Genomic DNA, 12,539 nt, shown 5'->3' with positions numbered 1-12,539 from the left:
TGCCGAGTGTTGGGGCAAGAGCGTTTTGGTTACTTTGCCGCTTTTGCAAAGTGACCCGCCGTAAGGGCGGAACCAATACCAGCCGTTACCGCAGCAACGGATATGTACACCAACAGACCTCGCTCAGACTCAAGCAAAAAACGAATAAACCACCGCAGTAATCGCCACCAACCCCACCGCCGTGACAAACACATTGGACGCCTGCCCACGGTACTTGGCCATAGCCGGCACCTTGCGGATGGCATACATCGGCATCAGGAACAGGATCGAAGCAATGATCGGCCCCCCCAGCGCTTCAATCATCCCGAGAATGCTTGGATTCAACGTGGCAACGATCCAGCACACCACCAACATGAACGCCGCCGTCATCCGGTCCAGGCGCTTGGCCTCCGGACGACGACCGGTCTTCAACACCAGCCCCTTGAGGCCTTCACTGGCACCGATGTAATGCCCCAGGAACGACTTGGCAATCGCCACGAACGCAATCAACGGCGCTGCGAACTCAATGGTCGGGTTATTGAAGTGGTTGGCCAGGTAAGACAGGATCGACAAATTCTGTGCCTTCGCCTCGGCAAGCTGCGCCGGCGACAGGGTCAGCACGCAGCTGAATACGAAGAACAGCACCATCACCACCATCAACAGGTGCGCACGGGACAGGATCTGCGAGCTGCGCTCATCAGCGTGGACGCCGTACTGACGCTTCTGGTCCACCGCAAAGGCCGAGATGATCGGCGAATGGTTGAACGAGAACACCATCACCGGAATCGCCAGCCACAAGGTATTGAGCAGCGCGGACGGCGCCGGGACTTGGCTGGCAGTGCTGAGGATGCCGCCGTTCCAATGCGGGATCAGGTACACCGCCAGGAACAGCAAGGCGACGATAAACGGATACACCATCAGGCTCATCGCCTTGACGATCACCTGCTCACCGCAACGCACCACGGCCAGCAGGCCGAGGATCAGCACGAACGACAGCAGCGCGCGTGGCGGCGGCATGATGTGCAGTTGGTGCTCCATGAAGCTGCCGACCGTGTTGGTCAACGCCACGCTGTAGATCAGCAGGATCGGGAAGATTGCGAAGAAGTACAGCAAGGTGATCAGCGCACCGGCTTTAATGCCGAAGTGTTCTTCGACCACGTCGGTGATATCGGAACCTTCACGGCCGGACAGCACGAAACGGGTCAGGCCACGGTGGGCGAAGAAGGTCATCGGGAACGCCAGCAGCGCAAGGATCACCAGTGGCCAGAAGCCGCCCAGGCCCGCGTTGATCGGCAAGAACAGCGTACCGGCGCCAATGGCGGTGCCGAACAGGCCAAGCATCCAGGTAGTGTCCTGGCGGCTCCAGCTTGTGAGGGTTGCAGGTGTCGTTGCATAGCGTTCGTCGACGCTATTGGCCTGATCATTCATCCGGTCGGATCTCCGCATTTACACGGCCGGGACGAGTCAGAAAAACCTGACAGGCAGCGCCCCGACCATAGAAGGGGCCGGATTGTCCGGGATTCTTGTGAATAAGCAAAGACTTAGCTGAGGAACGGTGGTGCGGTGCAGGCCCGCAGGGGCACCTGTATACGGCGGTTTTCGGGGCGTGCGGCTGAATGGGCAATATACATTCCCGCACAAATCTATTTTAGAATCGCGCTTGATCCTGTAGTTTTCATCCAGCATCCGCCGTTAATCCAGAGAGCCCTGCCATGCCGCGCGTTTCCCGCAAACAAGCCGAACTCAATCGCGAAATCATCGTCGAGGCGGCCACTCACCTGTTTCGCGAGCGCGGTTTGCACGGTATCAGCCTATCGGACGTCATGGCCGCCGCTGGCCTGACCCACGGCGGTTTCTACGGGCACTTCGCCTCCAAGGAAGCCCTGGCCACCGAGGCCTGCCAGCAGGCTTTCGAGCAAGCGAACCTGGGCTGGCAGGCAAAGATCGATCACAGCGAAGATCAACGGGCTGCCCGCGAGGCCGTGATGGGGCCTTATTTGACAGCCATCCATCGCGACAACCCTGGAGACGGCTGCCCCGTGTCGGCCTTCGCCCCGGACATGTGCCATGAGCCCGCCGACACACCCTTGCAACACACCTTCATTGAGGGCGTTGAGAAGTCCCTGGAGATCTTTGCGCAGCTGCACGATGAAGATCGCCAGAGCCTGCTGGCCAAGTACGCGATGATGGTTGGAGCAGTGACGCTTGCACGTGCGACAAGAGGCAATGACCTGTCGGATGAATTCCTGGCTGCTGCACAAAATACCCTGCTGACCCATGGGTGATCACGGCATACTCCTATGCTCAAACCCTTCAGGAAGAGCCTTCCGATGACCGCTACTGTTTTGGTCCTGGTTGAAACCATCAACGAATACCTGCCCATCATCGAGGGCAATGACTTTCATGTGATCCTGGCACCGACACCCGCCGAACGCGCCGAAGCCATCAAGGCCCACGGTAGCCAGATCAGGGCGGTGCTGACCCGTGGCCCGCTGGGTTTGTACGCCGAGGAAATCGCCGCCCTGCCCCTGCTGGAAATCATCTGTGTGATCGGTGCCGGCTACGAGCACGTAGACCTGCAAGCCGCCAGCAATCGCGGGATCGTCGTGACCAATGGCGCCGGGGTGAACGCACCATCGGTGGCCGATCACGCCATGGCGTTGCTGCTCTCGCTGGTGCGCGGTATCCCGCAGACCGACGCCGCCGTGCGCCGCAGCGAATGGCCGAAAGTGATGCGCCCGTCCCTGGGCGGTAAGCAGTTGGGCATACTCGGGCTCGGTGCTGTTGGCCTGGAAATCGCCAAGCGTGCAGCCCTGGGCTTCGGCATGGAGGTGAGTTACCACAACCGCCAACCACGCGATGACGTGGACTACACCTACTGCGCGACTGCGGTGGAACTGGCGCGCACCTCGGACTTTCTGATCCTCGCCACCCCCGGCGGTGCCAGCACCCGCCACCTGATCGATCGCCACGCCCTGGATGCCCTGGGCCCGAATGGCTACCTGGTCAACATTGGGCGTGGCAGCGTGGTGGTCACCGCCGACCTGGTCGCGGCCCTGGAGCAACGCCGCATCGGCGGCGCCGCACTGGATGTATTCGACGACGAGCCCCAAGTGCCCGACACCCTCAAGAAGCTCAGCAATACCGTGCTCACCTCCCATGTGGCCGGCCTGTCGCCCGAAGCGGCCCATGACACCGTGCAGCGCGTGGCCGACAACCTGGTGGAATACTTCGCCGGTCGTCCGGTGCTCACGCCGGTTGCCTTGCCCCCGCCCACTAAATGACCGATCAGGCACGCTGATCATCATCCAACACGCTAACCTATTAAGCCGCCCCGACCTTGTCGCTGGGCGGTGGTGCGCATTAGATTAGGAAATAGTCCAAGGCCTTTAGAATAAGCAGAAGGGATAAGCATGGCGCTGAACGACCAATCGACCCAGATTCGCCCAGGCGAAGAACTTGATGCCAGCCTGATCGATCCCTACCTCAAGGCCCATATCCCCGGCCTGAGCGGCACGCCCACGATCAGCCAGTTTCCCGGTGGCGCGTCCAACCTGACCTACCTGCTGGAATACCCTGGCCAGGAATTCGTGCTGCGCCGCCCGCCCTTTGGCCACAAGGCCAAGTCCGCCCACGACATGGGCCGCGAATACCGCATTCTCAACCAGCTCAAAGATGGCTTCCCCTATTGCCCCAAGGCCTATGTGCATTGCACAGACGAATCGGTGATCGGCGCCGAGTTCTATGTGATGGAGCGGGTCAACGGCATCATCCTGCGCTCCGACCTGCCGCCTGAGCTGGGCCTGGACGCGACCAAGACCGAAGCGCTGTGCAAAAGCTTCATCGACAAGTTCGTCGAACTGCACCAGGTGGACTACAGCGCCTGCGGCCTGGCCGACCTGGGCAAGCCGGAAGGCTATGTAGAGCGCCAGATCCGTGGCTGGAGCGATCGCTACGAGAAAGCCCTGACCCCCGACGCGCCGCGCTGGGAAGCGGTACGCGCCTGGCTCAACGACAAAATGCCGGCCGACCACCCGACGTCAAGCATCGTGCACAACGACTACCGCTTCGATAACGTGATCCTCGACCCGCACAACCCCATGCAGATCATCGGCGTGCTGGACTGGGAGCTGACCACCCTCGGCGACCCGTTGATGGACCTGGGCAACACCCTCGCCTACTGGATCGAAGCGGCCGACCCGGCGCCGGTGCAACTGATGCGCCGCCAGCCGAGCAACGCGCCGGGCATGCTCACCCGCCGTGAATTCGTCGACTACTACGCCGAACGCTCGGGCATCCAGATCGACAACTTCGACTTCTACTACACCTACGGCCTGTTCCGCCTGGCCGGCATCGTGCAGCAGATCTACTACCGCTTCTTCCATGGCCAGACCCAGGACAAACGCTTTGCGCAGTTCATTCACATGAACAAGCTGCTGGAGCAGATGAGCCTGAACGTCATCAGCAAATCGTCCCTTTAAGGAACCGCTATGTCCAAGACCCACCTGTTCGACCTCGATGGCAAGATCGCATTCGTTTCCGGCGCCAGCCGTGGCATCGGCGAGGCCATCGCCAAGTTGCTGGCCCAGCAAGGCGCCCATGTGATCGTCTCCAGCCGTAAGCTCGAAGGCTGCCAGCACGTGGCCGATGCGATCATCGCCGATGGCGGCAAAGCCACGGCCGTGGCCTGCCATATCGGTGAAATGGAACAGATCACCCAAGTGTTCGCCGGTATCCGCGAACAGTTCGGGCGCCTGGATATCCTGGTCAACAACGCCGCGACCAACCCACAGTTCTGCAACGTACTGGACACCGACCTCGGTGCGTTCCAGAAGACCGTTGACGTGAACATCCGGGGCTACTTCTTCATGTCCGTGGAAGCCGGCAAGCTGATGCGCGACAACGGCGGCGGCAGCATCATCAACGTCGCGTCGATCAACGGGATTTCTCCCGGCGTGTTCCAGGGCATCTACTCGGTGACCAAGGCCGCCGTGATCAACATGACCAAGGTGTTCGCCAAGGAATGCGCAGCCTTTGGCATTCGTTGCAACGCCCTGCTGCCGGGCCTGACCGACACCAAGTTCGCCTCGGCGCTGGTGAAGAACGACGCGATCCTGAAAATGGCCCTGGCGCAGATCCCCCTCAAGCGCGTGGCCGACCCGAGCGAAATGGCCGGTGCGGTGCTGTTCCTGGCCAGTGATGCATCCAGCTACACCACGGGCGTATCGCTGAATGTGGACGGTGGTTTCCTGTCCTGATCAAGCATTCGGCGGCTGCTGCCGAAAACTCACCGCCAGGCGGTTCCAGCCACTGATGCTGGACACCGCCATGGTCAGGTCCACCAGTTCCTGCTCGCTGAATTCCAGCCGCACGGCGGCGAACAGTTCATCCGATACCGTCGAGGTCGGCAGTGTCGCGACGGATTCGCTCCAGGCCAACGCGGCCTTTTCCCGCGCTGTGAAGAACGGCGAATCGCGCCAGACGCACAACGCGAACAAACGTCGCTCGGTCTCGCCGCGCTGACGCGCCGCCATCGAGTGCATGTCCGTACAGAACCCGCAATGGTTGAGCTGCGAGACACGGATCTTGAGCAGTTCCAGCAAAGGCTTTTCGATGGACAAGCCAAACGTGGTCGCCTCCAGCATCAGCATGCCTTTGAGCGCCTGCGGTGAGGCGGTGTAGTAATCCAGGCGGGGTTCCATGGGGGCGGCTCTCTGGCGGTGGGTGCAATGACTGTCCAGCCTAGAACCCACACGGCATAAGCCCTATAGCCAATCGGCCGGTTTATGCAGAGACCATTTTGAGCCTGCCGCGCACGCGCGTACGCTTGGCGCAACGTCAATGCCCGGAATAACACATGGAACTGCACGTTGTGATCAACGGCCGCAAGGATCTGGCCGAACAGTTGTACCAACAGTTGCGTGAAGCCATTGGCTCCGGGCGCCTGGCCGCTGGCGCGCAGTTGCCGCCCAGCCGCTTGCTCGCCGAGCAGTTGGGCGTGTCACGCAAGACCGTGTCGGATACCTACGCCACCCTGACCTACGAGGGATTGCTGATCGGCAAGACCGGTCGCGGCACCTTCGTCAACGCCCGTGCGCCACAGACCGAACGCCTGCAAGCCGCCACCGACCTGGCCTGCGCCGCCAACCTGGCGAAATGGCAGTCACTGCCCTCGCCCATGCGCCACCCCACCCGCGATAGCACACTGCGCTATGAATTTATCGGCGGCGCCACCAGCCGCAACCAGTTCCCCCAGGATGAATGGCGGCGCTGTACCCAGGACGCGTTGCGGCGCATCGCTCAGAACAGTGGTTTCTACAGCCAGCCCGAAGGCTTGCCGGCGCTGCGCAGCGCTATCGCCGGACATATCGCGTTCTCACGCGGGGTCAACTGCCGTGACAGCGACATCGTGGTCACCAACGGCGCGCAACAGGCGTTGGACCTGATCGCCCGCGTCGTGCTGGAACCGGGCAGCATTGTCGCCATGGAAGACCCCGGCTACAGCCCCGCACGCCAGATGTTCATGGCGATGGGTGCCAGCGTCGCCAGCGTGCCGGTGGATGAACAGGGCATTCAGGTCGAGCGGATTCCCGACGGCGCACGACTGATCTACGTGACGCCCTCGCACCAGTTCCCGCTCGGCATGCCCATGAGCCTGCCACGCCGTGAAGCCTTGCTGGCACGGGCGTTCGAGCTGGGCGCAATCATCATCGAGGACGACTACGACAGCGAGTTCCGCTACGAAGGGCGGCCCACCGACTCCCTGCAAAGCATGGACACCCGTGGCGTAGTGACCTACGTCGGCACCTTCTCGAAAACCTTGCTGCCGGAGCTGCGCCTGGGCTACGCGGTACTGCCGCCGGCGATTCACGGCGCGGTGCTCAAAGCCAAGCAATTGACCGACCAGCACAGCTCGACGCTGCCGCAATGGGCCCTGGCCAAGTTCATCAGTGAAGGCTACCTGCTCAAGCATATCCGTCGCTGCCACACGGTCTACGCCGGGCGCCGTGAACGCATCCTGCAACGCCTGGCAGGTGACTTGTCGCCGTGGTTCGAAGCGGTGCCTACGGTGGCCGGGTTCCACATGGCGGCGCTGTGCAAGGTGCCGGTGAACATCCCGTTGCTGATGGAACTGGCGCGCCGGGTAGAAGTGGGCTTGTACCCCCTGGATGTATTTTTCCACGATGCACCGGTACGCCCCGGCCTGATCATCGGCTTTGGCGCCATCGAAACCCTGGACATCGACCCGGCTCTGGACAAGGTGCGCGATATTCTCCAGCAGATTGGCTAGCGGATTTTCCGGCGGATTGGTCATTGGTCCTGGCGTCGTCAGGCCCTAGCCTGTGCACTGACCCCGACCTCGGAGACCATCGCCATGCCAGCCTGTGCCTTCAACACTGTCCTTGTCCGCGCGGCCGCCGGGCGCTCAGCGGAACTGGGCGAGCGCCTGCAGCAGATAGCCGAGGCGGTGCGCACCGCCCCCGGTTGCCTGGATTACGGGGTGCAGCGCGACCCGATGGACCCCGACCTGTGGACCGTCACGGGACGCTGGTCCTGTGCCGAGCAGCTCAGCGCACACTTCGCATTACCGGCCCTGCAAGGCTTTATCGAATTGACCCGTGAACACCTGGCCCGTTGTCTGGATTTCGACCACTGAAGTATTGGTCTCCTGCTCTTCGCCAGGATTGGTCATTGGTCACCCAGGCCTTGCGGCGTAGGGTGAAGAGGTCTCGAACTACTCGGAAATTTCGCCATGAAACCACTGCTCGCCGCCGCCCTGATGCTCGCCTCGCTCAGCGCCTTTGCCCATGAACCGGTTTATAACCAGGAGTCGATCAAGGTCTTGCAAGAACACGCCTTGACCAATGTACCCGGCAAGAAAACCCTCATGCTCACCGTGGACTACGCCCCTGGTCAGGCCACCGTGCCCCATAGCCACACCGGCACTGCCGTGGCCTATGTGCTGGAAGGCGCGATCACCTCGCGGGTGAACGATGAAAAGGCCAAGACCTACCAGGTCGGCGAATCGTTCTACGAACCTGCGGGTTCCCGGCACTTTGAGTCGAGCAATGCCAGCCAGACCAAACCGGCCAAGTTGCTGGTGGTGATGGTGCTGGATGACAAGGCTGAAGTGCTGACGCCTCTCAAGCAGTAAGCCCTAAGGTCGCTTGAACCGCCGGCGCAGGTCTTCGATCTGTGGCCGGCACGCACAGCCTTCCAAATGATCATTGACCATCCCCATCGCCTGCATCAACGCATACATCGTGGTCGGGCCCACATAGGTCCAACCGCGTTTCTTCAGGGCTTTGGACAAGCGCACCGAAGCCGGTGACGTGGGGTTGCCTGTCCAATAAGCCATATCCACCACTGTCGGGCGCTCATCTTCACTGGGCTCAAACGCCCACAGCCAGCGCGCCAGCGAGCCCGTCTCATCCACCAGTTCACAGGCCCGGCGTGCGTTGTTGATGGTGGACACGATCTTGGCCCGATTGCGCACGATGCCCGGGTCCTGCATCAAGCGCTCGATATCCGCCTCGCCGTACTGCGCCACCCTTCTGAAATCAAACCCGTCGAACGCCGCCCGAAACTGCTCACGCTTGCGCAGGATGGTGATCCACGCCAGGCCGGCCTGAAAACCCTCCAGGCAGACCTTCTCGTACAGCTGGATATCATCCGCCACCGGCACGCCCCACTCCTGGTCGTGGTAACGCAGGTATTCCGGCGCAGCTGTGCGCCAGGTGCAGTGGGTCTGCCCGGTTTCGTCAGGGGTCAGTCCTGGTGTGTCCATCCATCACCTCATGTGCCGAGCGGCGGATGATAAGCGAAAAAATTTCTCGCGCACCAACCGCTCAAGCATCGCCGTTACCGACCAACTGGTCAGACCGGGACCTGTCAACCGTCAAATAATTGCTTGTGGTTTCAAAAATACCGGGCGTAGACTGGCCCCGCACTGGACTTACCGGTATGACCACAACAATTAAGCCCTGGAACCACCAGGGCACCGAATAGAGATCCCTCCCATGCTCAGATGGTGCTCGCGTTCGATTTTCCTGCAAGTCGTGATTGGTCTGATGCTCGGCATCATTTGCGGCCTGGCCCTTCCCGAATTCTCCTCGCAACTCAAACCCCTGGGTGACGGCTTTATCAAGCTGATCAAGATGCTGATCGGCCTGATCGTGTTCTGCGTGGTGGTCAGCGGCATTTCCGGTGCAGGCGACCTGAAGAAAGTCGGGCGTATCGGCCTCAAGTCGGTGATCTACTTTGAAGTGCTCACCACCGTCGCCCTGGTGATCGGCCTGGTGATGGCCTTCAGCACCGGTATCGGCCAAGGCGCCAATATCCACCTGGAGCAGTTGTCGTCCGCCGGCCTCAATGAACTGGCCGACAAAGGTCAACACATCCGCGGCACCAGCCAGTTCCTCATGGACTTGATCCCCAACTCGGTGATCGGCGCCTTTGCCGACAACAACGTGCTGCAAGTGCTGCTGTTCTCGGTGCTGTTCGGCAGTGCGTTGAACCTGGTGGGCGAAGCCGCCTCGGGTATCTCACGACTGATCAACGAATTGAGTCATGTGATCTTCCGCATCATGGGCATGATCGTGCGCCTGGCGCCGATCGGCGTGTTTGGCGCGATCGCCTTCACCACCAGCACCTACGGCCTGGATTCCCTGCAACACCTGGGCAGCCTGGTGGGATTGTTCTACCTGACGTGTTTTGCCTTCGTCGGTCTGATCCTCGGCCTGGTGATGCGCCTGTCAGGCCTGCGCATGCTGCCGCTGCTCAAGTACCTGCGTGAAGAACTGCTGATCGTGATGGGCACCGCCTCCTCCGACGCCGTGCTGCCACAGATCATGCGTAAACTCGAACACCTGGGCATCGGCAGCTCCACCGTGGGCCTGGTGATTCCGACGGGGTATTCGTTCAACCTCGACGGGTTCTCCATCTACCTGACCCTGGCCATCGTGTTTATCGCCAATGCCACCGGCACACCGCTGTCGATGACGGACCTGCTGACCATCCTGCTGGTGTCGCTGATCACCTCCAAGGGCGCCCACGGCATTCCCGGTTCGGCGCTGGTGATTCTGGCGGCAACGCTCACGGCAATTCCGGCGATCCCGGTGGTGGGCCTGGTGCTGGTGCTGGCGGTGGATTGGTTCATGGGCATCGGTCGCGCATTGACTAACCTGATCGGCAACTGCGTCGCCACCGTGGCCATCGCCCGCTGGGAAAAAGACATCGACCTCCAGCGCGCCAACAAGGTGCTGGACGGCCAGCAAGGGTATGCCTTCCAGGCCAAGAAACCGGTGTTGCCGGCGCATCAGGAATTCTGATTTTGCAGGGCCGGGTGGCCGGCCCTTCATTTATTCTTAAGGAGCGTACGACGTGATCAGCACCTCAACCGTCGTCAATTCAGTGGTAGAAAAACTCCGCGCCGCCTTGGCGCGTGGCCAGTGGCGCCGGGGTGAAATGCTCCCCGGCCAGCGCGAACTGGCCGAACAGATGGGCATCAGCCGCCCCAGCCTGCGTGAAGCAGTGATCGTGCTGGAAACCCTCGGCCTGGTGCGCTCCATGCCCGGTAAAGGCGTGGTCGTACTGGAAACCAGCGTCAGCGAGCCGCAATCCAGCGACGCCGTGGCCGACGCCAGCCTGGAAGACATCCTGCAACTGCGCTACACCCTCGAACCCTTCATTGTCGGCCTGGTGGCCCAGTCCATCAGCAGCAAGGAAGTCGGCCAACTGCGCCTGACCCTGATGGACATGCGCGAAGCCCTCGACGCCGGCGACGCCGAAGCCGGGATGAACGCCTACATCGGCTTTCACGAAGAACTGTTCGCCCTCACCTCCAACCCGATCTTCCAGAACGTGGTGCAACAGACCAGCAACGCCCTCAAGCAAAGCGCCCAGGTACTGCGCAACTCGCCGGAACACCTGGCCGAACGCCTGCAGGAAAACGACGCCGTGGTGCGCGCCATCCGCAACAAGAACAGCGCCCTAGCCAGTGCCGAGATGCGCCGGCACATCCTTCAGGAAGGCCTACGCATGGGCATTCGCTTGAACATCCCGGACGACCATCTGGGCAGCTGATTTTTTTGGAGACAGGCCATGACCGCCCACGCCTTGCACTACGAACCGATCCTCCCGACCCTGCGCCTGGTCGCCGGTAAAAAGCCTTCGGTGGACGACATCTACCCACGCCTGTTCGACGCCATCCTGGAACAGCGGATCGCCCCGGCCAGTCGCTTTACCGAAGAAGGCCTGGGCGAGATTTTTGGGGTGAGCCGCAGCGTGATCCGCCGCGTATTGGCAAAGCTGTCCCATCAGCAAGTGATCATCCTGCGTCCCAACCAGCGTGCCCAGGTGGCGGCGCCGGATGCACAGCAGACCCGCCAAATCCTGGAAGCCCGCCGCCTGACGGAAATGACTGTGGTGCAACTGGCCTGCGCGCAGGCCACATCGACGCAGATCCGGCATTTGCGCGAACTGATCGCGCGGGAGCGTGAGCATATTGAACGGGACCAACGCGGGCCAGCCATTCGCCTCTCCGGCGAATTCCACCTGCAACTGGCCGCGATGGCACGTAACGCGCCGTTGGCGCAATTTCTCAACAGCCTGGTGCCGCTAACGTCCTTGATCATCGCCCAGTACGAAGCGAAGGCGTGCACCTACTGCGCGTGGCAAGAGCATGAAGCGATAGTGGATGCCGTCGAACAACGCGATGTGAAGCGCGCAATAAGCCTGATGACCCAGCACCTGGATCACCTGGAGGCCAAATTGCTGAGCCACGATGGCCAGATGGCCCACCCTGACTGACTACAATTACAACGCTGATCTACGAAATCACCGACAGCACGGACGGTCATAGAACCGCAGAATTGCATTCATTCCTAAAGCCTTGAACACGGATGAATAGCACTATGCACCCCCTCACTTTCGCACTGGTCACTGGCCTGGTCGTCACACAGTTCAGTGTCGATGTACGGGCCGGCGATGCGTTAACTGCCGGGACTTACATCATCACCCCGGCAGCCCCCGTGTGGTTGCTTGAACAGCCCTACGCAGATAGCCCCATGCTCACCGCCCGCACCTTCGGTGGCAGCGCTTACGGCGACTACCACGTCAAGGCCAGCCTTGAGATCAGCTGTTCCCCACAGAGCCCGACCGCCAGCCTTGCATTGCAAATCACACCGACAGCGCTGGGCTTTGACGTCGCGCCTTTCGAAGGTCCAGACGCCAGCATCGATGGGCCGTTGCGTATCACTACGGCAACACGCACGGCCATCGACCACCCGGTAAACGGCGTCTGGACTTACGGCGGAGCATTCCAGATCGGCACGGTATTTGCGCTCAGCGCTGCTGTCCCCCATGACGAATTAGCCTACTGGGCCAGCGATGCCTCACGCGGCCAGACATTAAAACTTTCAGTAGCGCCAGCCAAAGAGGGTGGTAAGCCGCTGACCGCGACATTCTTATTGCCTGCTAACAACAACGGTTTGAAAACAGTTATCCAACCCTGTCTGGGCAACGCCAGTTTTTAAGCCATAAAAAAAGCCCCGTATCTC

At 61.1% G+C, this 12,539-nt stretch carries 14 protein-coding genes; 11 read left to right on the top strand and 3 right to left on the bottom strand.

Features of this window, described 5'->3' with window-relative positions; genetic code table 11:
- Positions 1-129 precede the first annotated feature (129 nt).
- On the bottom strand, positions 130-1,407 hold the full coding sequence (locus ACP7BX_RS28010; protein ID WP_016980153.1) for an HAAAP family serine/threonine permease: 1,278 nt from the start codon (positions 1,405-1,407) through the stop codon (positions 130-132).
- A 284-nt stretch (positions 1,408-1,691) separates the two neighbouring features.
- Here ACP7BX_RS28010 and ACP7BX_RS28005 point away from each other — a divergent pair, with 284 nt between their 5' ends.
- The 4 genes from ACP7BX_RS28005 to ACP7BX_RS27990 all read left to right on the top strand — a co-directional run bounded on the left by ACP7BX_RS28005 (position 1,692) and on the right by ACP7BX_RS27990 (position 5,237).
- The gene (locus tag ACP7BX_RS28005) at positions 1,692-2,264 is read left to right on the top strand and encodes a TetR/AcrR family transcriptional regulator (protein ID WP_426128500.1); all 573 of its coding nucleotides are present in this window, start codon (positions 1,692-1,694) and stop codon (positions 2,262-2,264) included.
- A gap of 45 nt (positions 2,265-2,309) precedes the next feature.
- On the top strand, positions 2,310-3,263 hold the full coding sequence (locus ACP7BX_RS28000; protein ID WP_426128498.1) for a 2-hydroxyacid dehydrogenase: 954 nt from the start codon (positions 2,310-2,312) through the stop codon (positions 3,261-3,263).
- A gap of 129 nt (positions 3,264-3,392) precedes the next feature.
- Positions 3,393-4,460, top strand: a complete 1,068-nt coding sequence (locus ACP7BX_RS27995) for a phosphotransferase family protein (protein ID WP_426128496.1) — start codon at positions 3,393-3,395, stop codon at positions 4,458-4,460.
- Positions 4,461-4,469: 9 nt separating this feature from the next.
- The gene (locus ACP7BX_RS27990; protein ID WP_016980158.1) at positions 4,470-5,237 is read left to right on the top strand and encodes an SDR family oxidoreductase; all 768 of its coding nucleotides are present in this window, start codon (positions 4,470-4,472) and stop codon (positions 5,235-5,237) included.
- Here the strand turns inward: ACP7BX_RS27990 and ACP7BX_RS27985 are convergent, their stop codons facing one another.
- Positions 5,238-5,681 carry a carboxymuconolactone decarboxylase family protein gene (locus ACP7BX_RS27985; protein ID WP_038850919.1) on the bottom strand — a complete coding sequence of 148 codons (444 nt, stop codon included), beginning with the start codon at positions 5,679-5,681 and terminating at the stop codon, positions 5,238-5,240.
- Between the two features lie 155 nt (positions 5,682-5,836).
- On the opposite strand from ACP7BX_RS27985, the gene ACP7BX_RS27980 reads away from it, so the two are divergent.
- The 3 genes from ACP7BX_RS27980 to ACP7BX_RS27970 all read left to right on the top strand — a co-directional run bounded on the left by ACP7BX_RS27980 (position 5,837) and on the right by ACP7BX_RS27970 (position 8,134).
- Positions 5,837-7,270, top strand: a complete 1,434-nt coding sequence (locus ACP7BX_RS27980; protein ID WP_426128493.1) for a PLP-dependent aminotransferase family protein — start codon at positions 5,837-5,839, stop codon at positions 7,268-7,270.
- 84 nt (positions 7,271-7,354) lie between these two features.
- Positions 7,355-7,636 carry a putative quinol monooxygenase gene (locus tag ACP7BX_RS27975; protein WP_426128491.1) on the top strand — a complete coding sequence of 94 codons (282 nt, stop codon included), beginning with the start codon at positions 7,355-7,357 and terminating at the stop codon, positions 7,634-7,636.
- Positions 7,637-7,732: 96 nt separating this feature from the next.
- Positions 7,733-8,134, top strand: coding sequence for a cupin domain-containing protein (locus ACP7BX_RS27970; protein WP_033902409.1), 402 nt, complete (start codon positions 7,733-7,735; stop codon positions 8,132-8,134).
- A 3-nt stretch (positions 8,135-8,137) separates the two neighbouring features.
- On the opposite strand, the gene ACP7BX_RS27965 is transcribed toward ACP7BX_RS27970, so the two are convergent.
- A complete protein-coding gene (locus ACP7BX_RS27965) occupies positions 8,138-8,767 on the bottom strand; it encodes a DNA-3-methyladenine glycosylase I (RefSeq protein ID WP_314533184.1) in 630 nt (209 codons plus the stop codon).
- Positions 8,768-8,984: 217 nt separating this feature from the next.
- On the opposite strand from ACP7BX_RS27965, the gene ACP7BX_RS27960 reads away from it, so the two are divergent.
- From ACP7BX_RS27960 to ACP7BX_RS27945, 4 genes are all read left to right on the top strand, one after another.
- Positions 8,985-10,310, top strand: a complete 1,326-nt coding sequence (locus ACP7BX_RS27960) for a C4-dicarboxylate transporter DctA (RefSeq protein ID WP_177075616.1) — start codon at positions 8,985-8,987, stop codon at positions 10,308-10,310.
- 52 nt (positions 10,311-10,362) lie between these two features.
- Entirely contained in the window at positions 10,363-11,064 is a 702-nt protein-coding gene (locus tag ACP7BX_RS27955; protein WP_016980165.1) for a FadR/GntR family transcriptional regulator, read from the top strand.
- An 18-nt stretch (positions 11,065-11,082) separates the two neighbouring features.
- Complete coding sequence (locus ACP7BX_RS27950; RefSeq protein ID WP_426128488.1) at positions 11,083-11,790, top strand: GntR family transcriptional regulator; 708 nt, start codon at positions 11,083-11,085, stop codon at positions 11,788-11,790.
- A gap of 104 nt (positions 11,791-11,894) precedes the next feature.
- Positions 11,895-12,515 carry a hypothetical protein gene (locus tag ACP7BX_RS27945; protein WP_426128486.1) on the top strand — a complete coding sequence of 207 codons (621 nt, stop codon included), beginning with the start codon at positions 11,895-11,897 and terminating at the stop codon, positions 12,513-12,515.
- Positions 12,516-12,539: the final 24 nt, after the last annotated feature.

It is taken from the genome of Pseudomonas sp. DWP3-1-3b3 (genome assembly GCF_049896305.1).
GTDB classification, from domain to species: Bacteria; Pseudomonadota; Gammaproteobacteria; order Pseudomonadales; family Pseudomonadaceae; genus Aquipseudomonas; species Aquipseudomonas azotoformans_A.
Note: the sequence above shows the minus strand (reverse complement) of the source record. Positions and strands in the feature narration are given on the sequence as shown.